At 72.6% G+C, this 22140-nt stretch carries 16 protein-coding genes and 1 pseudogene; 11 read left to right on the top strand and 6 right to left on the bottom strand.

The window, feature by feature from the left end:
- Positions 1-6: 6 nt before the first annotated feature.
- From ID574_RS08975 to ID574_RS08960, 4 genes are all read right to left on the bottom strand, one after another.
- The gene (locus ID574_RS08975; RefSeq protein WP_188188206.1) at positions 7-324 is read right to left on the bottom strand and encodes an L-rhamnose mutarotase; all 318 of its coding nucleotides are present in this window, start codon (positions 322-324) and stop codon (positions 7-9) included.
- A 205-nt stretch (positions 325-529) separates the two neighbouring features.
- On the bottom strand, positions 530-3226 hold the full coding sequence (locus ID574_RS08970; protein WP_188188205.1) for an exo-rhamnogalacturonan lyase family protein: 2697 nt from the start codon (positions 3224-3226) through the stop codon (positions 530-532).
- 447 nt (positions 3227-3673) lie between these two features.
- Positions 3674-5602 carry a beta-galactosidase gene (locus ID574_RS08965; RefSeq protein WP_188188204.1) on the bottom strand — a complete coding sequence of 643 codons (1929 nt, stop codon included), beginning with the start codon at positions 5600-5602 and terminating at the stop codon, positions 3674-3676.
- A gap of 176 nt (positions 5603-5778) precedes the next feature.
- Positions 5779-6837 (bottom strand): Gfo/Idh/MocA family protein, encoded by a 1059-nt coding sequence (locus ID574_RS08960; RefSeq protein WP_442939254.1) that lies wholly within the window; start codon positions 6835-6837, stop codon positions 5779-5781.
- Between the two features lie 118 nt (positions 6838-6955).
- On the opposite strand from ID574_RS08960, the gene ID574_RS08955 reads away from it, so the two are divergent.
- The 7 genes and pseudogenes from ID574_RS08955 to ID574_RS08925 all read left to right on the top strand — a co-directional run bounded on the left by ID574_RS08955 (position 6956) and on the right by ID574_RS08925 (position 15524).
- Positions 6956-7957, top strand: a complete 1002-nt coding sequence (locus ID574_RS08955) for a LacI family DNA-binding transcriptional regulator (protein WP_188188202.1) — start codon at positions 6956-6958, stop codon at positions 7955-7957.
- A complete protein-coding gene (locus ID574_RS08950; protein WP_188188201.1) occupies positions 7954-9366 on the top strand; it encodes a rhamnulokinase in 1413 nt (470 codons plus the stop codon). The genes ID574_RS08955 and ID574_RS08950 overlap by 4 nt, the downstream gene beginning before the upstream one ends.
- A gap of 308 nt (positions 9367-9674) precedes the next feature.
- Positions 9675-12881 (top strand): formate dehydrogenase, encoded by a 3207-nt coding sequence (gene fdh / locus ID574_RS08945; protein ID WP_223166489.1) that lies wholly within the window; start codon positions 9675-9677, stop codon positions 12879-12881.
- 3 nt (positions 12882-12884) lie between these two features.
- A pseudogene (locus ID574_RS08940) lies at positions 12885-13685 on the top strand (4Fe-4S dicluster domain-containing protein); the annotation flags it as partial.
- Positions 13686-13867: 182 nt separating this feature from the next.
- Positions 13868-14857: an NrfD/PsrC family molybdoenzyme membrane anchor subunit gene (gene nrfD, locus ID574_RS08935; RefSeq protein WP_442939250.1), complete on the top strand. Its 990-nt coding sequence runs from the start codon at positions 13868-13870 to the stop codon at positions 14855-14857.
- Positions 14854-14991, top strand: coding sequence for a hypothetical protein (locus ID574_RS08930; protein ID WP_188188199.1), 138 nt, complete (start codon positions 14854-14856; stop codon positions 14989-14991). The genes nrfD and ID574_RS08930 overlap by 4 nt, the downstream gene beginning before the upstream one ends.
- Positions 14988-15524: an NUDIX hydrolase family protein gene (locus ID574_RS08925; RefSeq protein ID WP_188188198.1), complete on the top strand. Its 537-nt coding sequence runs from the start codon at positions 14988-14990 to the stop codon at positions 15522-15524. Before ID574_RS08930 ends, ID574_RS08925 begins: the two co-directional genes overlap by 4 nt.
- Before the next feature lie 20 nt (positions 15525-15544).
- Here ID574_RS08925 and ID574_RS08920 read toward each other — a convergent pair whose 3' ends face one another.
- Positions 15545-17122: an arylsulfatase gene (locus ID574_RS08920; RefSeq protein ID WP_223166488.1), complete on the bottom strand. Its 1578-nt coding sequence runs from the start codon at positions 17120-17122 to the stop codon at positions 15545-15547.
- Positions 17123-17275: 153 nt separating this feature from the next.
- A complete protein-coding gene (locus tag ID574_RS08915; protein WP_188188196.1) occupies positions 17276-18169 on the bottom strand; it encodes a sulfotransferase family protein in 894 nt (297 codons plus the stop codon).
- A 116-nt stretch (positions 18170-18285) separates the two neighbouring features.
- Between ID574_RS08915 and ID574_RS08910 the strand changes: the two genes are divergently transcribed.
- From ID574_RS08910 to ID574_RS08895, 4 genes are all read left to right on the top strand, one after another.
- On the top strand, positions 18286-19449 hold the full coding sequence (locus tag ID574_RS08910; protein WP_188188195.1) for an anhydro-N-acetylmuramic acid kinase: 1164 nt from the start codon (positions 18286-18288) through the stop codon (positions 19447-19449).
- Positions 19446-20510, top strand: a complete 1065-nt coding sequence (locus tag ID574_RS08905) for a serine hydrolase domain-containing protein (RefSeq protein ID WP_188188194.1) — start codon at positions 19446-19448, stop codon at positions 20508-20510. The genes ID574_RS08910 and ID574_RS08905 overlap by 4 nt, the downstream gene beginning before the upstream one ends.
- A gap of 34 nt (positions 20511-20544) precedes the next feature.
- Positions 20545-21309, top strand: coding sequence for a carbon-nitrogen hydrolase family protein (locus ID574_RS08900; protein ID WP_188188193.1), 765 nt, complete (start codon positions 20545-20547; stop codon positions 21307-21309).
- Between the two features lie 165 nt (positions 21310-21474).
- Positions 21475-22140 carry a sensor domain-containing protein gene (locus tag ID574_RS08895; protein ID WP_188188192.1) on the top strand — a complete coding sequence of 222 codons (666 nt, stop codon included), beginning with the start codon at positions 21475-21477 and terminating at the stop codon, positions 22138-22140.

Below are 22140 nucleotides of genomic sequence, written 5' to 3'. Positions count from 1 at the left end.
CCCCGATCAATCCAGGTGGAACACTTCGGTCAGCGGTGCCATGCCCTCGTCGGGCCGGCCGTCGAGATCCTCGAAGAACGGCGCCATCTCGGCCTGCCAGCGGGCGTTGACCTCGGTCTCGGCCATGGCCTTCCTGGCGGCCTCGAAGTCCTCGGTCTCCAGGTAGCCCACGAGCAGGCCGTCGTCCCTGAGGAAGAGCGAGTAGTTGTGCCAGCCGGTGCGCGACAGCGCCTCTCGCATCTCCGGCCAGACGTCCCGGTGGCGTTCGCGGTACTCCGCCAGCCGCTCTGGGCGGACTTTCAGCAGGAAGCAGACGCGTTGCACTGGCACTCCCTTCAAAACGTTTTAATCCGTCGTGCAGGAAACTATGATTCCTGGTGCTCGCTGTCAATGCGCCGCCGACTTCCTGCCGCGATGCGGACCGCGCGTCGAGGATGACACGTTTTAATCACCGCCCCGCTGTCCGGGCGCCGCCGTGGGTGAGCCGCGCGCCGCCCGCCGCGGGGGGCAGGGGGCGGCGCGCGGGGGTTCATGGGGCGAGCTTGTCGCCCGCCAGGGCCAGGTTCTGGATGGCGGCCAGGCCGTACAGGGCGGTGGTGTTGGTGGAGACCCAGGCCGCCTCGTCGGTCGGGTTGAGCGTGGTGGTGACCTTCTCGGACTTCCACGGCAGGTTCGGGGCGTACCCGTCGCCGGTCGCGAACTCCCTCCAGGCCCGGGCGGCGAGGTCGTCGCGCTTGAGCCGGACCGCCGCGTACGCCGTCAGCCGGGAGTGCCCCTGCCGGAGGATCAGGTTGCCGAAGTGGGCGCCGGTCTCGGCGGCCTGCTCGGCCCTGGTGGCGTTGAACAGCCGGCAGTACTGCAGCCACGCCTTCTCGAAGTCCGGCATGTCCACCAGGTCGATCAGCTCGGCGCAGATCTCGACCTGCCCGAACATGGCCGACAGGTGGGACACCGACACCTTCTTCTCGGCCGGGGCGAACTCGCCGGTGTTGATGTTGTAGAGGCCCTCGCCCGTGACGAAGCCGTTGGGCATCGCGGCGATGGTCCGCATCGTGGCCTTGAGCTTCTTCTCGGCGATCGGGTCGCCGCCGCGCTCCCACTCGGTGAGCCAGGCGGCGGCCAGGCCGCTCCAGTCGGTGCCCAGCCCGATGGCCAGGGCCTCCGGGTTCGGCTCGTACGGCGCCGTGCGGATCTTGCGGAGCGGGTCGAGCGCCATGAACGTCTTGTCGGAGCCGACCAGCGCCCGCATCAGGTCGCCGGTGCGCTCGTCGGCGGTCAGGAAGTAGAAGATGCGCCGGTAGACGGCGGTCGAGATGCGCTGCTGCTTGGCGCTGCACCCCCAGTGCTGGACGTTGTGCCGGGTGCCGAGCCCGGCCCACGGGCCCAGGTGGTAGACGTCCACCTCGCCGGTGTGGCGGGTCATGGCCTCGGCGAAGCGGAAGACGTCGGCCCGGCCCGAGCGCAGGTAGGCGTACCAGAGCCACAGGTCCGGCGAGAGCTCGGAGTTGTCCCAGGCGTAGCCGCCGACGTCGTAGCGCCACACGTGCCGGTCCTCGTCGAACGTGTGCATGATGTCGCCGTAGTCCCAGAACCCGTACCAGTGACGCTGCTCGACCTGCTTCCTGTAGTAGTCGAAGAGGAAGTCGAGCCGGTCCTCGATCGTCTTCTTCTCCGGCGTGGAGCGGTCGACCGGGCTGAACAGGCCGCCGAACACCTTGGCGGCGGCCAGGTGCGCGGGCGGGGCGACGATCAGCGGCGGCGTGCGCACGGCGTCGGCCATCGCCCCGAGCCTGGCCGCGTCGGGGGTGGCGGCCAGGGCCCAGAACGTCAGCTCGGTCGTCCGCGCGATGCCGAGCGGCGTGCCGAAGCCGGGCTCGTAGTCCTCGTAGGTGATGTTGAGGCCCTCGAGCTGCTCCGGGTAGGTGTCCTGGCCGAGCCCGTCGTGATAGAAGCGGGTGTCCATCGGGCCGGCCTCGGGCGACCACATCCAGACCGTGACCTCGGCCTCCTCGGAGGCGGCGCCGCGGATGTCGAGCTGGGTGGGGTGGCGCTGCCAGAAGTCGCGCATGCCGAAGGCGAGGCCGCCGCCCACGCCGCCCACGTAGCCGAATCCCGAGGCCCGCCTGCCCTGGTCGACGGGGACCCAGCCGTAGCCCTTCTTGGTGCGCTTCTTCAGCGTGAAGCCCTCGGAGGACAGCTGGGAGAGGGTGTAGTCGCCCCAGTCGGGGATGAGGTGGATCCGGCTGCTCACGCGGGTGTCCCAGGTGGCGATGTCCGGCAGCCGCTGCCCGGCGACCTGCGCCTTGCGCACGGCCGCGCCCGGGTCGCGGCGCAGGCCCGTGATGCCCTTGACGGCCTCGGCGAGCATGCCGTGCCCGTCGCCGACGAACCGGATGTGCCGGTTGTACGCCTCGTCGCGCATCGGGACGCGGAAGCGCACGCCGAGGCCGGCGATGAAGTCGTGCTGGCCGTCGCGGTCGAACACGAACGTGTGCGTCATGCGCACGCTCTCCGCGCCGGCGTAGAAGTAGAGGCGGATCGTGAAGGGCAGCCAGGACTTGCCCTTCTTGGAGGTGTGGCGGCCCTCGATCCTGACCACCGCGCGGACCGGGCCGGCCTGCTCGACCTCGACCTTGGCGATGTCGCTGAGGTAGGGGTCCACCTCCGTGGTGCGGTCGTCGCCGTCGTCGATCTTGCCCTGCCGGAGGCTGACGAGCTGGCCCTTGCGGGCGATCTCGGTCTCGCCACGCCAGATCTGGGAGATCAGCTCGGTGCCGTCCTTGCGTACGCGCACGTGGATCACGCCCGTGTCCACGTCGACGTACTGCTTCTTGTCGTCGACCGTGACCGGCTTGGCAGGGGCGGCGGCGGTGCCGGGGCGCAGCGTGTACGTCTCCGTTCTCGGCACGTCCGGCGTGGTGGCGTGGGCCGTCCACTTGAGCGTGCCGTCCGGCCAGTACGCCAGCGGCCACGTCTGCACGGGCACGGCGGTGCCGTCGGCGGCGGCCAGGGCGAACTGCTGCTCCTTGGGCACCGCGCCCTTGGGCCAGGGGACGCCCCAGGTGGTGCCGGGGGCCTCGGCGGGCTTGCCCTCCAGCCAGTTCAGGGTGACGTCGGGGATGGCCAGGGCCGCCAGGGCGGGCGAGTCCAGCATCGAGGCCAGCGGCACGGCCGCGCCGGCGACGGCCATGCCCTTCAGTGCGTCTCTTCTGGAGATCTCGGACATCGAGGGTGCACCTCCGTAGGGGAAGGGGGTGATCGATGGGATGGCACGCCTCTCGGGGAAGCGCTTTCCCAACGGACATGACAAGCTCAGCCGATTCGGCGCCGCTGCCGCGTCCCGGCCGACACCGGGCCGGGGGCGGCGTCGGGGTCGGACCGGAGACCGGGGCCTGGGCCGGGGCCGGGGCCGGGGCCTGGGCTGGGCACCACCGCTCGGTCGTCAGGACGCCGCGGCCGGGGCGGGTCACCATGGGCCCGCCCCCAGACGCCGCCGGCCGCACCGGGCGACGCAGCCCGACCGGCGGGTGGCCGCGGATGGCGGCGGCCGCCGTTCGCGACGTCGCAGGGCGCACTGGCGGGCGACATGAACCGGGGCAGGGCCGATCGCTGGACCGTCGCCGCAGGTGCCTGGGTGCGGCCACTGCGGGGGCGGCGTCATCGGGGGCGGGCGTCAGGCGGGGGTGACCACGACGTCGCCGGCGGGCACGGTCAGCCGGTGGCCGCCGCGAGTCGTCACGACGGCGTCCGCCTGCGTGTGGTTGATGGCGAACAGGAACGAGCGGCCGCCGGGGTGGGAGCGGCGCACCACCTCCACGCCCGGGTCCGCCGTGGCGGCGGGCTCGACGGCGGCCTCGGCGCAGACCGCGGACAGCACCTGGGCCAGCGCCTCGTCGTCCAGCCGGGTGGTCAGGTAGTGCGCGGCGCCGTCGCCCCACTCGTTGCGGGTCCAGGCCGGCTCGCCGGTGGCGTACGAGTCGAGGACCTTCGCCCCGGCGGCGTGGGCGAGCTCGCTCCACACCGTCCCCGTCCCCCCCGACTCCAGCCGGATCGGCCCGTCCAGGGGGAAGAACTCCTCGACGGTCACCCCGAGCAGGTCCCGCCAGGCGCCCGGGTAGCCGTCCAGCCGCACCCGGTCGTGCTCGTCGACGATCCCGCTGTACGGCCCGACGAGCGCCACCCCGCCGCGCCGGACGAAGCTCTCGAGGTTGGCCGCGCCCGCCTCGCTCACCAGGTAGAGCGCGGGCACCAGGACCAGGCGGTAGCCGGTCAGGTCGCCTTCGGGGTGGGCCAGGTCGCAGGTGACGCCGGCCCGCCACAGTGCGGCGTGCCAGCGCTTGGTCTCCTCGGCCGGGTCCAGGTCGGCGGTGGGCTGGGCGGGGTGGTCCTGCGCCCACACACTGGAGTGGTCGAGCAGGATCGCCACGTCGGCCTTGACCGTGCTGCCCGCCACGTCGGAGAGCCCGGCCAGCTCGGCGCCGAGCGCGGCGACCTCGCGGAAGATCTTGGTGTTGGTGCCCGCGTGGGGCAGCATCGCCGAGTGCCACTTCTCGGCGCCGGCGCGGGAGGCCCGCCACTGGAAGAACATGATCCCGTCCGCGCCCCTGGCCAGGTGCTGCAGGGAGTTGCGGCGCAGCTCGCCGGGTTTCTTGGCGAGGTTGCGCGGCTGCCAGTTGACGGCGCTGGTGGAGTGCTCCATCAGCAGCCAGGGCCGGCCGCCGTTCAGCGAACGGGCGTAGTCGGCTGCGAAGGCCAGGTCGATGTGCGGCTCGGCGCGGGCGCCGACCAGGTAGTGGTCGGTGGAGACCACGTCGACCTCGGCGGCGAAGGCCCAGCAGTCCATGTCCCAGTGCGCGCCCGCCATGAGGTTGGTGGTGGCGGGCACGTCCGGGGTGATCGACCTGAGCAGGTCGCGTTCGGCGACGTACAGCTCGACGAGCGCGTCGGAGCTGAACCTGCGGAAGTCGAGCTGCTGACCGGGGTTGGGGAAGCTCGGGGTGGCGCGCGGCGGCAGGATCTGGGCCCAGTCGCCGTAGCGCTGGGACCAGAACGCGGTGCCCCACGCGTCGTTGAGCTCGTCGAGGGAGGCGTAGCGGGCGCGCAGCCAGGCGCGGAACGCCGCCGCCGAGGTGTCGCAGTAGCAGCGGGCGTTGTGGCATCCGTACTCGTTGTGCACGTGCCACATCGCCAGCGCCGGGTGGCTCGCGTAGCGGGTGGCGACCTTCTCGGCGATGCGCAGCGCCTTCTCGCGGTAGATAGGCGAGCTGGGGCAGAAGGCCTGCCTGCTGCCGTGGTAGAGCCGCCGCCCGTCGGCGTCCACGGGCAGCGCCTCGGGGTAGGCGTCGGAGAACCACGGCGGCGGCGAGGCGGTCGGGGTGGCCAGGTTGGCCTGGATGCCGTTCGCGGCCAGCAGGTCCATGACGCGGTCGAACCAGTCGAAGTCGAACACCCCCTCGACGGGCTCCAGCATGGACCAGGAGAAGATCCCGACGCTGACCCGGTTGACGCCGGCCTCGCGCATCAGCGCGACGTCCTGCTCCCACGTCTCCTCGGGCCACTGCTCGGGATTCCAGTCCCCGCCGTAGGCGATGACATCCGGCATGAGCCTGCCTTTCGAATAACCGTTAGCGCTCACAGCTTGTTATGCCAGCGTTTACGGGGGATTAAAACGTTCCTCGCCACGGGCGCACAAGACCTCCCCCGTGTCCGTATGACCGTTTCCGCTGGCCAAGTGGCAAGAAATCGTCCCTCGGCCGCGCGGCCGGGGTCACCATGCCGTCATGGGGTGGCTGTGTCGTCGAAGAAGGTTTCAATGCCACCGTTCAATCGGTGATAGAAGGGGTTCTCCGGGGTGATCTCGGCGCGCCGCACCGGGCGGCCGGTGAGGGCCGAGGCGTACAGGCCGGTCACGAACTCCATCGCCCGCCGCCCGTCCGCGCCGCTGGCCGGCGGCCGCTCGCCGCGCTCGTAGGCGTCGAGGAGCAGGCCGAGCTGGGTGGCGTGGCTGCTGGGGAGGTCCTCGGGCGGGTCCCAGAGGGGCGAGGTGGAGCTCCAGTGCTCGTTGCGGTAGCCGTACAGGTGGCGCAGCTCCACCGTGGCGTCGGCGAAGTCGAAGCGCAGATAGCTCTCCTCGCGCGGCGACAGCACGCTGGTGACGACGGACGCCATCGCGCCGCTGTCGAACCTGACCATGGCCATCGACACGTCCTCGGTCTCGATCGGCCGGTCCAGCCGCGCCGCCATGGCCCGGATCTCGCTCCAGTCGCCGAACACCGAGAGCATGAGGTCCATCTGGTGCACGCCGTGCAGCACGGTGGTGCCGCCGCCCTCGGTGGCCCACTTGCCGCGGTACGGGACCGCGTAGTAGGCGTCGCCGCGGTGCCAGGTCGTCTGGCAGAGCCCCACCAGCGGCCTGCCCAGGCGGTCGCCCAAGGCCCGGAGGTGCTCGGCGCCCGAGCCGAAGCGCTGCTGGTAGACGACCGTCATGTACGGCCCGCCGGCGCCCTCCTCGGCCGCGATCCTGTCGTACTCGGCGAGGGACAGGGTGGCCGGCTTCTCGCACCACACCCACGCCCCGGCGCGCAACGCGGCGATGGCCTGCTCGACGTGCAGATGCGGCGGGGTGCAGATCAGGACCAGGTCCGGGCGCTCGGCGGCCAGCATCTCGCCCAGCTCGGTGTACGCGGCCGGCACCCCGTGCTCGGCGGCGAACGACTTCGCCCTGACCTGGTCGACGTCCACCACCGCGACCAGCTCGGCGCGGTCGCGGTGGTCCCGCACGGCGGGCACGTGGCTGTGGACGGCGATGGCGCCGGCCCCTACGATGGCAACCCGGATCACGAGCCCTCCGCTAATAGAACGTTTTACTACCGCCGCGCGACGTTAAAGCGCGGTCCAGACCGGTGTCAACGCACTGACTGGCATCCCCTGCGTTTGTACGTTTTAATTGGGCTCCATGGCCATGGTCAGCATCAAGGACGTCGCCGCGCACGCCGGCGTCTCCCCAGGCACGGTCTCCAACGTACTGAACCGGCCCGGCAAAGTCGCCCCCGCGACCCGGGAGCGCGTGGAGGCGGCCATCAGCGAGCTGGGCTTCGTCAGGCACGGCTCGGCCTCGACGCTGCGCGCCGGGCACAGCAGGACGATCGGCCTGAGCGTGATCGACATCGGCAACCCGTTCTTCACCGAGGTCGCGGCCGGGGTCGAGGACGTCGCCAGCGAGCTGGGCTACGCCGTCATCCTGGGCAACTCGGCGGGCTCGCCCGACAAGGAGGACCGCAACCTGCGGGTGCTGTCCGAGCACCGGGTGCGCGGCGTGCTGATCACCCCGTCGGGCGAGGACCCGGCCCGGCTCGACCGGCTGCGCGAGCACGGCATCAGCGTGGTGCTCGTCGACCACCCGGCGCACCGGCCCGACCAGTGCGCGGTCGCGGTGGACGACGTGGCGGGCGGCCGGGCCGCGGTCGCGCACCTGTTGGCGAAGGGCGCCCGCAGCGTCGCGTACGTCACCGGCCCGCTGACGATCAGGCAGTGCATGGAGCGCCGCGAGGGCGCCAAGGCGGCGATGCTGGCCGCCGGGCTCGACCCCGGGGAGCTGCGGGTGGTGGAGGCCACGACGATGACCGCCCGCGCGGGCGAGAAGGCCGCCGCCGAGCTCACCGCCGGCCCCCTGCCCGAGGCCGTCTTCTGCGCCAACGACCTGCTCGCGCTCGGCGTGCTGCGCGCACTGCTGCGCGCGGGCGTGCGGGTGCCCGAGGACGTGGCGCTGATGGGCTACGACGACATCGACTTCGCCGCCGCCTCGACGGTGTCGCTGAGCTCGATGCGCCAGCCCACCTACCAGCTCGGCCGCATCGCCACCGAGCTGCTGCTGGACGAGTGCGACAATCCGGAGACGCACGCCCATCAGCACATCATGTTCCAGCCGGAGCTGGTCGCGAGGGAGTCGACGCAATGAGCCGCCGTTTCGCCGCCGTGGACCTGGGCGCCTCCAGCGGCCGGGTGATGCTGGCCGACCTGTCGGACGGGCTGGAGCTGACCGAGGCCCACCGCTTCCCCAACGGCCCGGTCCGCGTGGCGGGCCGCCTCTACTGGGACATCCTGGGCCTCTACCGCGAGATCCTGACGGGCCTGCGGGCCGCCGGGCCGGTCTCGTCGATCGGCGTGGACTCGTGGGCGGTCGACTACGGGCTGCTGGACGAGTCCGGCGCGCTGCTGGGCAACCCGGTGCACTACCGCGACGACCGCACGCGGGGCGTGGCCGAGCGGGTGGCCGAGGAGGTCGGCGCGGAGGCGCTGTACGACGTGTCCGGGCTGCAGGTGCTGCCGTTCAACACGATCTACCAGCTGCTGGCCGACCGGCTCGACCAGGCCGCCACGATGCTGCTGATCCCCGACCTGATCGGCTACTGGCTGACCGGCGAGGTGGGCGCGGAGGTCACCAACGCCTCGACCACGGGTCTGCTGGACGTGCGGACCAGGGCGTGGGCGTCCCCCCTGATCGAGCGGCTGGGCCTGCCGTCCGCGCTGTTCCCGCCGCTGCGGCAGCCCGGCGAGGCGGTGGGCGGGCTGCGGCGCGACGTGGCCGCCGAGATCGGCTGGTCGGCGCCGGTGCGGGCGGTGGGCTCGCACGACACCGCCTCGGCCGTGGCGGCGGTGCCCGCCACCGGCCCGGCGTTCGCGTACGTCTCGTGCGGCACGTGGTCGCTGGCCGGGGTGGAGCTGCCGGGTCCGGTGCTGACGCCGGAGAGCCGCGCCGCGAACTTCACCAACGAGGCCGGCATCGACGGCACCGTCCGCTACCTGCGCAACGTCATGGGCCTGTGGCTGCTGCAGGAGTGCCTGCGCAACTGGCCCGGCTCCGACCTGGGCGATCTGCTGAAGGCGGCGGCCGGCGAGCGGCCGTTCGCCGCCGTGGTCAACCCGGACGAGCCGGTGTTCCTGCCGCCGGGCGACATGCCGGCCAGGATCGCGGCCGAGTGCCGCCGCACCGGGCAGCGGCCGCCCGCCACGCCGGCCGGATACGTGCGGTGCGTGCTGGAGAGCCTGGCGCTCGGGCACCGGCGGGCCGTGCGGCAGGCCATGGAGCTGTCCGGGCGCGACGTCGAGGTCGTCCACCTGGTGGGCGGCGGGTCCCGCAACGAGCTGCTGTGCCAGCTGACCGCGGACGCCTGTGGGCTGCCGGTGGTGGCCGGGCCGGCGGAGGCGACCACGTTCGGCAACGTGCTGGTGCAGGCCCGCGCGGCCGGGCTGGTGTCCGATCTGGCGGAGATGCGCTCGCTGGTCGCCGCGGCCGAGCCGCTGCGCCGCTACGAGCCCTCCGGCGAGGCCGCCGCCTGGGACGAGGCCGCCGCCCGCGTCTTCTGACCCCCCTCTGACCTGGGTTTTCCGTCTGCCTGCCGAGGGCAGGAGTCGGACCAGGGGCATGGCGCCGGGGGGAACGATGCCGACCACGAAGCAGCAGCCGCGACCGCCGTCGCGGCGTCCGCACAGACCGACACCGCAGGCGTCGCCGCGCGCCCGCGAGGCCCGGTCTTCGCATGATCGGCCCCGTGCCGCCGCCCGCCGGCCGCCGGGCGTGGGCGCGAGGCCGGCGAGCGAACGGCGGCCCGCGGACGGGCTGGGGACTGCGCGCCGCATGAGCGGCGTGCGGCCGGCGGCGGGGGGCTGAAGCCGTGGATCTCCGGTGGCCGCTGCTGCGGCAGCTGGGCGGCAAGGACCTGTCCGGGCGCGGGGAGGCGGTGAAATCCGCTCGGACGGCGGCACTGCGCGCGCGGACGGCCACGGCGGACCGCGTCGTCAAGTCGGTGTGCCCGTACTGCGCGGTGGGCTGCGCCCAGAACGTGTACGTCAGGGATGAGAAGGTCGTCCAGATCGAGGGCGACCCCGACTCTCCCGTCAGCAGGGGGCGGCTGTGCCCGAAGGGCGCGGCCACCCTCCAGCTCACCACCTCCCCGGGCCGGCGGCGCAAGGCGCTCTACCGGCCGCCCTGCGCGGCGGACTGGCAGGAGATCGACCTGGCCACCGCCATGGACATGATCGCCGACCGCATCATCGCGACCAGGCGCGAGACCTGGGAGTGGGAGCGGGACGGCAGGCGCACCGCCCGCACGATGGGCATCGCCAGCCTGGGCGGGGCCACGCTGGACAACGAGGAGAACTACCTCATCAAGAAGCTGCTGACGGCGCTGGGCGTGGTGCAGATCGAAAACCAGGCCCGGGTCTGCCACAGCTCGACCGTGGTGGGGCTCGGCGCGTCGTTCGGGCGTGGCGGTGCGACCACGTTCATGCAGGACCTGCAGCACTCGGACTGCGTGATCATCCAGGGCTCCAACTTCGCCGAGGCGCACCCGGTGGGCTTCCAGTGGGTGATGGAGGCCAAGGCGCGCGGCTCGGTGATCATCCACGTGGATCCGCGCTTCACCCGCACCAGCGCGCTCGCCGACCTGCACGTGCCCATCCGGGCCGGCTCCGACGTGGCCTTCCTCGGCGGGATCATCAACCACGTGCTGGACAACGAGCTGTACTTCCGCGAGTACGTCGTCAACTACACCAACGCGGCCACCGTCCTGCGCGAGGACTACCGCGACGCCGAGGACCTCGACGGCCTGTTCTCCGGCTTCGACCCCGGCACCCGCAGCTACGACCACACCACCTGGCAGTACGAGGGCATGGAGACGATCGCCGCGGCCGGCGCCGGGGACGAGGGCTTCGAGCGGCGGGCCGGGCGCCCGGAGATGCACGGCGCCACGGGCGCGCCGCTGGACGGCACCCCGGAGCGCGACGAGACGCTGCGCCACCCCCGCTGCGTGCTCCAGGTCCTGCGCCGCCACTTCGCCCGCTACACCCCGGAGATGGTGGAGCGGGTGTGCGGGGTGCCGCGCCGGCTGTTCGAGGAGGTGTGCCGGCACCTGACGGACAACTCCGGTCCCGACCGCACGTCGGAGTTCGTGTACGCGGTCGGCTGGACGCAGCACACCGACGGCTCGCAGTTCATCAGGGCCGCGAGCATCCTCCAGCTGCTCCTGGGCAACATCGGCCGCCCGGGCGGCGGCATCCAGGCGCTGCGCGGGCACGCCAGCATCCAGGGCTCCAGCGACATCCCGACGCTGTTCAACCTGCTGCCCGGCTACATCCCGATGCCGCACGCCCACGAGCACGAGCGCCTGCGCGACTTTCTGCGAGCCGACTCGCCGCCCAAGGGTTTCTGGGCCAACATGCCCGCCTACCTGATCAGCCTGCTCAAGGCGTGGTGGGGCGAGGCCGCCCGTCCCGACGACGACTTCGCCTTCGGCTACCTGCCCAGGCTGACGGGGTCGCACAGCACGTACGACACGGTGCTGGCGCAGCTCGACGGCACCTGCAAGGGCTATCTGCTGCTCGGCGAGAACCCGGCCGTCGGCTCGGCGAACGCCAGGATGCAGCGCCTCGGCATGGCCAACCTCGACTGGCTGGTGGTGCGCGACCTCAACCTGATCGAGAGCGCCACCTGGTGGAAGGACGGCCCGGAGATCGAGACCGGCGAGCTGACCCCCGAGCGCATCCGCACGGAGGTCTTCTTCCTGCCCGCCGCCGCGCACACCGAGAAGAGCGGCAGTTTCACCAACACCAACCGGCTGCTCCAGTGGCACCACGCCGCCGTCGAGCCCGAGGGGGACGCCCGCAGCGACCTGTGGTTCATGTACCACCTGGGCCGGATCATCAGGGAGAAGCTGGCCGGCTCGCGGGATCCGATGGACGCGCCCGTGCTCGACCTCACCTGGGACTACCCGGTCGAGGGCCCGCTCGCCGAGCCGGACGCGGAGGCGGTGCAGGCCGAGATCAACGGCTGGGACGAGCGCGGGCGGCCGCTGTCCGGCTACACCGAGCTCAAGGGCGACGGCTCCACCGCGTGCGGCTGCTGGATCTACTGCGGCGTGCGGGCCGACGGCGTCAACCAGGCCGCCCGCCGCAAGCCGGCCGCCGAGCAGGACTGGATCGCCGCCGAGTGGGCGTGGGCGTGGCCGGCCAACCGGCGCATCCTCTACAACCGGGCCTCGGCTCGGCCGGATGGCAGCCCGTGGAGCGAGCGCAAGAAGCTCGTCTGGTGGGACGGGAACCGGTGGACCGGCTACGACGTGCCTGATTTCGAGGCGGACAAGAGCCCGGACCACCGGCCGCCGCCGGAGGCGCGGGGCGTGGCGGCGCTGTCGGGGATCGACCCGTTCATCATGCAGGCCGACGGCAAGGGGTGGCTGTTCGCGCCCGCCGGGGTGGTGGACGGGCCACTGCCCGCGCACTACGAGCCGCAGGACTCGCCGGTGGCCAATCCGCTGTACGGGCACCAGCGCAACCCGGCCCGCAAGATCTACCCGCACGAGGACAACCGCTATCACCCGAGCGGGGACGATCCGGGCGCGTCGGTCTTCCCGTACGTGGTCACGACGTACCGGCTGACCGAGCACTTCACGGCCGGCGGCATGAGCCGGCACACGCCGTACCTGGCCGAGCTGCAGCCGGAGATGTTCTGCGAGGTGTCGCCCCAGCTGGCCGCCGAGCGGGGGCTGGTGCACGGCGACTGGGCCACGATCATCACCGCCCGGGGCGCCATCGAGGCGAGGGTGCTCGTCACCGACCGGATCGCGCCGCTGCGCCTGGACGGGCGGACGCTGCACCAGATCGGGCTGCCCTTCCACTTCGGGCCCAACGGCCTGGCCAGGGGCGATGCGGCCAACGAGCTGTCGTCGATCTCGCTGGACCCGAACTCGCACATCCAGGAGGTCAAGGCGCTGTCGGCCGACATCCGGCCGGGGCGGCGGCCGCGGGGCGCGGCGCTGCTCGAGCTCGTCCTGTCCTATCGGCAGCAGGCCGGCGTGACCGGCGACACCGGAACGGAGGCGTGAGCCATGGCGATCGGCACCGGGAGGGTGGGGTTCTTCACCGACACGAGCATCTGCATCGGCTGCAAGGCGTGCGAAGTGGCGTGCAAGGAGTGGAACGCCCTCGCCGCGGACGGCCTGTCCTTCACCGGCATGTCGTACGACAACACCCTGGGGCTGGGGGCGGACACCTGGCGGCACGTGGCGTTCGTCGAGCAGCGCCGCCCGCTCGGCCGCCAGGAGCCGGGACTCGGGGACCAGGACTTCCGCTGGCTGATGGCCTCCGACGTGTGCAAGCACTGCACGCACGCCGCCTGCCTGGACGTGTGCCCGACGGGGTCGCTGTTCCGCACCGAGTACGGGACGGTGGTGGTGCAGGACGACGTGTGCAACGGGTGCGGCTACTGCGTGCCCGCCTGCCCGTTCGGGGTGATCGGCAAGCGGGAGCGCGACGGCGCCGGTCCCGGTGGCGGCACGGCGGCCAAGTGCACGATGTGCTACGACCGGCTCGGGGCCGGGCAGGAGCCGGCCTGCGCCAAGACCTGCCCGACCGACTCCATCCAGTTCGGCGACCTGGACGAGCTGCGTGAGCGGGCCGAGCGGCGGCTGGAGCAGGTGCGCAGGGCCGGCGTCACCTCGGCCCGCCTGTACGGTCACGATCCCGGCGACGGTGTGGGCGGGGCGGGCGCGTTCTTCCTGCTGCTCGACGAGCCCGAGGTCTACGGCCTGCCGCCGGACCCCGTGGTGACCACCAGGGACCTGCCTTCGATGTGGCGCCACGCGGGCGTCGCGGCCCTGGCCCTGCTCGCCGGCGCGGCCCTGGCCTTCTGGACCTCACCCCGCCCTTCCCCTCCCCCAGCCGCCCTGCTCCCGACTCAAAGGACCTCGGCCGGCCTGCTCCTCCCCGAAATCCCTCCCGTCCGGAGGGCGGCCCGCGCGGCCGTGGCGGCGTTGCGGGGACGGCGGGCGACGGGGTGGTCGGTCGTGAGCCCCTGGAGGAGGCGGTCGTCGTGAGTCAGACCGATGTGCGCTTGGACGGATCCGCGGAGCTGCGGACCGAGCGGGAGGCGACGCCGGGCTCGGCCGGTCCCAGGCACGCACGCCCTGCCGTGCCCGAGGCGAACGCCCGCTCCTACTACGGACGCCCGGTGCTGAACGAGCCGACGTGGAAGGCGCCCGACATCGCCGGCTACCTGTTCCTCGGCGGCCTGGCCGGCGCCTCCTCCACGCTGGCGGCCGCGGCCGAGCTGACCGGCAGGCCCCGCCTGGCCAGGGCGGCCAAGGTGGGCGCCCTGTGCGCGCTGGGCGGTTCCCTGTACTCGCTGATCCACGACCTGGGCAGGCCGGAGCGGTTCGTCAACATGCTGCGGGTGTTCAAGGTGACCTCGCCGATGAGCGTCGGCACGTGGATCCTGACCGCGTACGGCCCGCAGGCCGGCTGCGCGGCGGCCACCGACGTGACCGGGCGCCTCCCCGGGCTGGGACGGGCGGCCACCCTCGGGGCCGGACTGGCGGGGTCCGCGGTGGCCACGTACACCGCCGCGCTGATCAGCGACACCGCCGTTCCCGCCTGGCACGACGGATACCGCGAGATGCCGTTCCTGTTCGCCGGATCGGCGCTGGCCGCGGCGGGCGGGCTCGGCATGCTGGCCGCGCCGGCCGGCGAGGCCGGGCCGGCCCGGCGGGCGGCGCTGCTGGGCGCGGCCGCCGAGTGCGCGGCCGCCACCCGGATGGAGCGCAGGCTGGGCCCGCTGGCCGAGCCGCTCAAACGCAGCAGGCTGCTGCGCGTCGGCGAGGCGCTGTCGCTCGCGGGAGCGCTGGCCGGGATCGTGGCCGGCCGGCGCAGCAGGATCGCGGCCGCCGCGGCGGGGGCGGCCCTGCTGGCGGGGTCGGCGTGCACCCGGTTCGGGATCTTCCGGGCCGGGATGGAGTCGGCCCGTGACCCGAAGTTCACCGTGCAGCCGCAGCGCAGGCGGCTGGCGAGGAAGGACCTCACATGAACCGGAAGATCATCGAATACCTGCCGTTCCTGGGCATGGTGCTGGCCATCTGCACGGCGTCGTGGCTGGCGGGCCGGGCTCTTCCCGACCCGGCCCCAGCACACCGGCGGCGAGGCCGTACGATCAGCCAATGACCGAAAAGACCGAAACGACGCCTGCCTGGCTGGCACCGGAAGAGCTGGAGTCCATCCGCGGCCGGATGCCGATCCTCTACATCGACGCCGTGCCCGTGCGCGTGGACGAAACCGGCGTGGTCACCCGCGTCGGCCTGCTGCTGCGCATCGCGTCGGACGGGACGGTCAGCCGGGCGCTCGTCTCGGGACGCGTGCTCCACCACGAGCGGATCCGCGACGCGCTGATGCGTCACCTGGAGAAGGATCTCGGCCCCGTGGCGCTCCCCCAGATCCCCGTGTCACCGCAGCCGTTCACCGTCGCCGAGTACTTCCCCACGGCCGGCGTCACCCCTTACCACGATCCGCGTCAGCACGCCGTGTCGCTGGCGTACATCGTGCCGGTCGCGGGCGACTGCCGACCCCGGCAGGACGCTCTGGACCTGGTGTGGTTCACGCCCGAGGAGGCGGCCTCGCCGATGGTCCAGGAGGAGATGGTCGGCGGCCAGGGCGTGCTGCTGAAGCAGGCCCTGGCCCACGTCGGCTGCCTGCCCTGACGGCCGCGGGAGAACCGAGGTCAGGGGACGGCGTCGGCGCTGAGCGGGGTCCCCCGATGTGTCTTGCGGAAGAGCTGGGATCGGCCCCTGGCCTCGAAGTCGGCGCGGGCCACGACGCGGCCCCGGCTTCGCGCCGCGGGCAGCGGGAACCCGACCGAGATCGCCATCCCCGGGTCCACCCGCGCCACCGTGTGCGCGCGGGCCCGGCGCGGCCCGTCGAGTCCCAGCCTGACCTCGTTCCACGGCACGGTGGACCCGTTCTGCAGCGTCACGACGATCTGACCGTCGGTGATCTCGGTCTTCAGCCCGTACGGGATGCGCGGGTCGTCCCCGATCGACGCGTCGAGCGTGGCCAGCAGTTCCGCGGCCAGGTCGGGCCGGTCCGCGGCGAGGTCGAGCTGCTCCCCGGGGTCGGTGGAGAGGTCGTACAGCTCGACGCGGCCCTCGGGCCCGGCCCCCGCGATGTTGGGGGCGAACCTGATCGCCTTCCACCGGCCGCGCCGGATCGCCTGCGCCTTGTCCGGCCGGTTCCACACCAGATGATCGTGTTTGGGTGCGCCGTCGCCGGTGAGCAGGCCGCGGAAGGAGTGTCCGTCGAGGTTCGCCGGGACGGGCACGCCGGCCAGGTCCGCGAGCGTCGGCAGGACGTCCCAGCCCGCCACCGGCTGCTTCACCACGCGCGGCCGCAACGCCGGTGACCAGGCGATCAGCGGCACGCGGATGCCGCCCTCGTACACGTCGCGTTTGTCGGCGCGGAGGGGCCCGTTGGAGTCGAACAGCTCCGGCGTCACGCCCTTCTCCCGGTGCGGGCCGTTGTCGCTGGTGAACAGCACCAGCGTGCGCTCGGCGACCCCGGCCTCGCGCAGCGTGCGCAGCAGCGCGGCGACGTCGTTGTCGAGCCTGTCCACCTGCGCGGCGTGGCGGCGGTTCGGGCCGCTCCACGGCATGTCCTCGTAGCGGCCCTCGTCGCCGGCGATGACGCTCGGCGAGTGCGGCAGGGTGGTGGGGAAGTAGAGCAGGAACGGGTCCTCGCCGCTCTCCTTGATGAACTCGATGGCCCGCTTGCGGAACAGGTGCGGCGCGTACGACTTGCCGTCCAGCTGCACCTTGGAGCCGTTGTGCCACAGGTACTTGGGGAAATACTGGTGGGCGTGGCGGTGCCCGATGTAGCCGAAGAACTCGTCGAAGCCGCGCATGTTCGGATGCGAGGCATGGCCGGCCAGTTCGGGCCCGAAGCCCCACTTGCCGATGCAGGCCGTCCGGTAGCCGGACAGCTGCAGCAGCTCGGCGAAGGTCACGTCGGCATCGGTCAGCGCGAACTGCGGCCCGCCCTCGGGGTTCTCGCGGACCGTGCCGTGCCCGGCGTGCAGCCCGGTGAGCAGAGCGCAACGGGAGGGGGCGCAGAGCGGCGCCCCCGAGTACGCGGTCGTGAACCGCACGCCCTCCTCCGCCATCCGGTCGAGGTTCGGCGTGCGGATCAGACGCTGGCCGTTGCTGCCTATCTCACCCCACCCCAGGTCGTCGGCCAGGATGACGACGATGTTGGGCCGTGACGGCAGGCCGCTGTCGGCGGCGGCCGGCTGCGCGGCGGACGGCATGGCGAGACTGGCGAAGGTTCCGGCAAGTAAAGCACGGCGCGAGGGCCCGTTGATCACGAAGGGCAACATATCGGAGCCGGGGGCGAATCGCGGGCAAATGGCAGGCGAACTCTGTCACAGACTCACAACCATCACCCTGAGGACCGGTCCTGTTCAGGACATGTACTCCCACTTACGGCAGATGTCGTGCAGCTCCTCGGGCACCTCGTCGGGCTTCGGCAGCGGCCGGCCGGCGACGACGGTGCCGGTGCGGATCTTGTCGCGCCAGTCGCCGATGCCCTTCACGAAGCCGCCGTGGTCCTTGTTCCCGTAGTTGAGCATCCCCGGCTCCCACTCGACGCCGAGGAACAGGCACAGCCGGCGCAGCTCGCCCTCCGGGTCGGCGACCAGGGCCTCGTACCGCATGGTCAGCCCCTCCAGGTGGGTGCGGGCCTCCTCCAGGTACGTCATGTAGTTGAGCGTGCGCGGCACGGCCTCTTCCATGGGCCGCTTCACCGGGTCGGCCTCGTGCCACGACTGCACGATCGACATCGGGTGGCGCAGCAGGAAGATGAAGCGCGCGTCCGGCCAGCAGGTGGCCAGGCGCTTCCAGACGAACACGTTGCTCGGTGTCTTCTCGCACAGGATCGGCTTGCCGCTGCGGGTCAGCTCCCGGTGCAGCATGCGGTCCCAGACGATGTGCTCGATGTCGCAGTGGGTGTGGCCGAGCGCCTGCATGGCCTGCCGTACGGGATCGGTGCCCAGGGCGACGGTGATCCGCCGGAAGTGCGTCTCGATCGGCGAGTGCACCTGGGAGTGGCTGTTGAGCATGACGCGCAGCAGCGTGGAGCCCGACCGCACGGACGACAGCAGGAAAACGGGCTCGCGCAGCAGCCGGTCGTGCTCCGGGTCGACGGGCGGCCGCACCGTGTCGCCGGGGAGTCTCTGCAGCTCCAGCGGCACCTTGGGCGGCGGTGGCGGCTTGGGCGGCTCCTTCCGCAGCCGTCGCGTCAACGTGTATCCGGTCAGGCCCTCGAGCGTCGCGTTGGCCCGGTACTTCCAGCTCATGGGCCTACAAGGTAGAGACAGCCAGTGAACCCCAGGTGAATCCGGGCTGTGAAAGATGTTGCGAGCTGGACCGGTAGGGTCGGCACTCTCGACCCGCGCAACCGAGGAAAGTGACAATGAGGGCTCTCGGCATGATCTCCGGCACGTCCCACGACGGGATCGACGTGGCCATCGTCGACTTCTCGTTCGCCGAGGGCGTGCTGGAGGGGCGGGTCGGATACACGGCGAGCACGCCGTACCCCGCAGAGCTGCGGGCCAGGCTGATCGCGGCGCTGCCGCCGGCGGAGACGACACTGGCCGAGGTGTGCGTGCTGGACACGCTCATCGGGCAGAGCTTCGCGGCGGCCGCGGTGGCGGCGATCGCGCGGGGCGGTCCGGTCGATCTGATCGTCTCGCACGGGCAGACGGTGTTCCACTGGGTGGAGGACGCGCACGCGCGCGGCACGCTGCAGATCGGGCAGCCCGCGTGGATCGCCGAGAGGACCGGCGTCCCGGTGCTGTCGGACGTGCGCGTCAGGGACATCACGGCGGGCGGGCACGGCGCGCCCCTGGTGTCGGTGCTGGACGGGCTGCTGCTGGGCGGGTGCGAGGGCGGGGCCGCCGCGCTCAACCTGGGCGGCATCGCCAACATGACCGTGGTGCGCGGGGGCGAGGTGTCCGCCTACGACATCGGGCCCGCGAACGCGCTGATCGACGCCGTGGTGAGGAGCCGCGGGCTGAACGAGCGGGGGTTCGACGAGGACGGCGCGATCGCGGCGTCGGGACGCGTTGACGAGCGGCTGCTCGAGGTGCTGCTCGACGAGCCGTACTACCGGCTGCCCGCGCCGAAGAGCACCGGCAAGGAGCTGTTCCACCTCGGCTACGTGGAGGCGGCCCTGGCGAAGGCGGGCTCGCAGGTGGATGACGCGGACCTGGTGGCGACGCTGACCGAGCTGACCGTCCGCACGGTCGCCGGCGACGTGCGGACCGCCGGGGTGGGCGTGCTGGTCGTCTCGGGGGGCGGGTGCCGCAATCCGGTCGTCATGCGCGGGCTGCGGGCGGCGCTGCCCGGCGTGGAGGTGGCGCCCTCCGACGCGTACGGCGCGCCCGCCGACGACAAGGAGGCGATCGCGTTCGCCCTGATCGGCTGGCTGACCGCGCACGGCCTCCCGGGCACCGTGCCGGGAGGGACCGGCGCGGGCGCGCCGCGCATCCTGGGCACGCTCACCCCGGGCGCCGGCCCGCTCGTCCTGCCCGCCCCGCTCGCCGAGCCGCCGCGCTCGCTGGTGCTGACCCGATGAGGCCGCAGGCGGAGACCCGGGCAGAGGCGCCCGCGGGCTTGATCATGGCCGTCCGCACGCCCTCGTTCGAGCTGACCGAGTGCACCGGGCACCGGACGGTGCGCTGGGAGGGCGGCGAGCGCGTGGGCGAGGCGCCCATGACGCTGGACACCTACCACGACCTCGCCTCGGTCACGAAGGTCGTGGCGACCACGACGGCGCTCATCCGCCTGGTGTCGGACCGGCTCGTGGACCTGGACGCGCCGCTGAGCGCGTACCTGCCGTACTCCTACGAGGCGATCACCGTGCGGGACCTGCTGCTGCACCGGGGCGGGTTGTGGGAGTGGTGGCCGCTCTACATCCAGCCGCGGCTGCCGCCGCCGCGCTACCGGCCGGGCCGCGCACGCCGCTACTCCGACCTCGGTTTCGTGCTGCTCGGCCAGATCGTCGCGGCCGCGACCGGGCTGAGGCTGGACCGGGCGGTGGCCGAGCTGGTCACCCGGCCGCTCGGCCTCACCCGTACCACATATGCCCGCCCCACCGGCGCCGAGGTCGCCATGAGCGCCCTGGACGACCGGATCGAGATGACCATGCTCGACACCGGACGGCCGTACCCGGTGCCGTACCGCAGCACCGACTTCGCCGGATGGCGGCGCGGGCCCGTGCAGGGGCAGGTGGCCGACGGCAACGCCCACCACGCCTTCGACGGGGTGTCCGGGCACGCGGGCCTGTTCTCGACGGTGCCGGACCTGCTCAAATACTGCCGGGCGATGTCCCGGTACGAGGAGTACGACCGGCTGTGGCGGCCCGAGGTCGCCCGCGAGTTCTTCGCCGCCGGGCCGGACCCAGGGCAGGCGCTGGGCTTCCGCCGCTACGCCCTCGACCTGGACGGTGAGAAGGTCACCGTGCTCGGCCACCCCGGCTTCGTGGGCTGCGCGATCGGCTTCGTGCCCGGCCGCGACGTCGCCCTGACCCTGGCGAGCAACCGCCTCCTGGTCGGCGACGAGAGCGCCCCGACCCCGGCAGACGACCTCTGGCAGGACGTGCTGGAGGCCACCACGCGACGGTCGAGGGCCGCATGAACGCCGCTTGACCTGTCGGTCCACGATGGAGGATGTGAAGATCCTCCTGGCTCAGCCCCCGCACTGGTCCCCCGACGGCCACGCCAACTTCGACGCCATCGAGCGGCTCGTCACCGGCCGGACCGGCGACGTGATCCTCCTGCCCGAGCTGGCCGGCGCAAGCCTGCCGCGCTCCGACTACCTCCGCCGGGTGCGCGACCTGGCCACGGGCGCCGGGATGGCGGTCGTCGGCGGGTCGCACTACGACGGCCCCGTCAATGGTGCTGCCGACGGTGCTGTCATTGGTGCCGTCAACAGGGGCGCGGTGTTCGACGCGGGCGGCACGCTGCTGACCGAGTACGCCAAGGCCCACCCCTACGGCCTGGAGCTGCGCTCCGGCATCGTCCCAGGACTGCCGGGCGAGGGCTTCGAACTGCACGGCCGCCGCCTGCACGTGCTGCTCTGCGCGGACCTGTGGTATTCCGCGAGCCTGGCGGGGCGCGACGGCCTGGACGCGGTGCTCGTGCCCGCCTTCTCCGTGACGCGCTGGGACGGCCCCGCCCCGGCGCGCGAGCTGTGGCAGCACATGACCGTGGCCCGGGCGTACGAGTTCATGACGTACGTGGCCGTGAGCGACTGGCACCACGACACCACCTACCACGGCCACCCGTGCGCGGGCGTCACGGGCCTGGCCAACCCCTGCCCGGAGACACGCGCGGGCTTCTTCACCGCCACCGACGACCCCGTCTCCGTCCACGATCTGGACTTCGACCGGCTGGACGCCTTCCGCCGGGACCGCGCCGACCGCGGCTTCCGGTGAGGGAGTGCCGTCGCCTGGAGGAGGAGCGACGGGGGAAGGCGGCGGCATGGGGCGACCGAGCCCGCCTCGTGGAGCGAGGCCATGAGCAGGGTAGGGAGCGCCCTACCTTCCATAGGGCCGCGAGCAGGATCGATCGGCGAGTGGCCGGCTCGTAGCGTTTCCGGCATGAGAACCCTCCAGCGCCTCCTCACCGACACCCGCTACGTCCTGCTCGGCCTGCCGATGGCCGTCATGTCCTTCTCCATCGTCGTCGTCGGCGTCTCCGCCGGCCTGGGCGCCGCCGTCGCGTTCGTCGGCCTGCCGGTCCTGGCGGCGACCGCCGCTCTGACCAGGAATCTCGCCGACGTCGAACGCGTCGCGCTGCCCGGCGTGCTCGGTCACCCCGTCGCCCGCCCCCGCTACGCGCCCGCCCCGGCCGGCGCCGGCTGGTTCCGCCGCCTGATGAATCCGATCCTCAACGGCCAGGCCTGGCTGGACCTGCTGCACGGGATCGTCGCGTTCCCGTTCGCCCTGCTCTCCTTCGTGCTCACCACGGTGTGGTGGGCGGGCGCCGTCGCCGGCCTGACCTTCCCCCTCTACGGGTGGATCATCGCCCGCATCCCCGGCGTCGAGCTGGGCTGGCCCGAGTGGCTCGGCCTCCCCGACAACGACCTGGCCTTCGTCGTCGTCAACACCGCCGCAGGCCTGGCGTTCGCCCTGACCCTGGTCCCGGTCGTCCGCCTGGCGGCCCTGCTCAAGGCCGGCGTCGCCCAGGCCATGCTCACCCGGGCCGCCGACCCCGAGCCCGCCCCGTCGATCTACGCCGAGACCGCCTGGCTGGTGAACAGGTAG

The organism is Nonomuraea sp. SYSU D8015 (genome assembly GCF_008065375.1).
In the GTDB taxonomy this organism is placed as follows: domain Bacteria; phylum Actinomycetota; class Actinomycetes; order Streptosporangiales; family Streptosporangiaceae; genus Nonomuraea.
Note: the sequence above shows the minus strand (reverse complement) of the source record. Positions and strands in the feature narration are given on the sequence as shown.

Excerpts from the sequence above, each read along its gene's own strand:
- ID574_RS08905 (WP_188188194.1), top strand. The coding sequence starts at position 19,446 with ATGAGGCCGCAGGCGGAGACCCGGGCAGAGGCGCCCGCGGGCTTGATC.
- ID574_RS08955 (WP_188188202.1), top strand. The coding sequence starts at position 6,956 with ATGGCCATGGTCAGCATCAAGGACGTCGCCGCGCACGCCGGCGTCTCC.
- ID574_RS08970 (WP_188188205.1), bottom strand. The coding sequence starts at position 3,226 with ATGTCCGAGATCTCCAGAAGAGACGCACTGAAGGGCATGGCCGTCGCC.
- ID574_RS08920 (WP_223166488.1), bottom strand. The coding sequence starts at position 17,122 with ATGCCGTCCGCCGCGCAGCCGGCCGCCGCCGACAGCGGCCTGCCGTCA.
- ID574_RS08910 (WP_188188195.1), top strand. The coding sequence starts at position 18,286 with ATGAGGGCTCTCGGCATGATCTCCGGCACGTCCCACGACGGGATCGAC.
- ID574_RS08925 (WP_188188198.1), top strand. The coding sequence starts at position 14,988 with ATGACCGAAAAGACCGAAACGACGCCTGCCTGGCTGGCACCGGAAGAG.
- ID574_RS08965 (WP_188188204.1), bottom strand. The coding sequence starts at position 5,602 with ATGCCGGATGTCATCGCCTACGGCGGGGACTGGAATCCCGAGCAGTGG.
- ID574_RS08915 (WP_188188196.1), bottom strand. The coding sequence starts at position 18,169 with ATGAGCTGGAAGTACCGGGCCAACGCGACGCTCGAGGGCCTGACCGGA.
- ID574_RS08950 (WP_188188201.1), top strand. The coding sequence starts at position 7,954 with ATGAGCCGCCGTTTCGCCGCCGTGGACCTGGGCGCCTCCAGCGGCCGG.
- ID574_RS08895 (WP_188188192.1), top strand. The coding sequence starts at position 21,475 with ATGAGAACCCTCCAGCGCCTCCTCACCGACACCCGCTACGTCCTGCTC.
- ID574_RS08930 (WP_188188199.1), top strand. The coding sequence starts at position 14,854 with ATGAACCGGAAGATCATCGAATACCTGCCGTTCCTGGGCATGGTGCTG.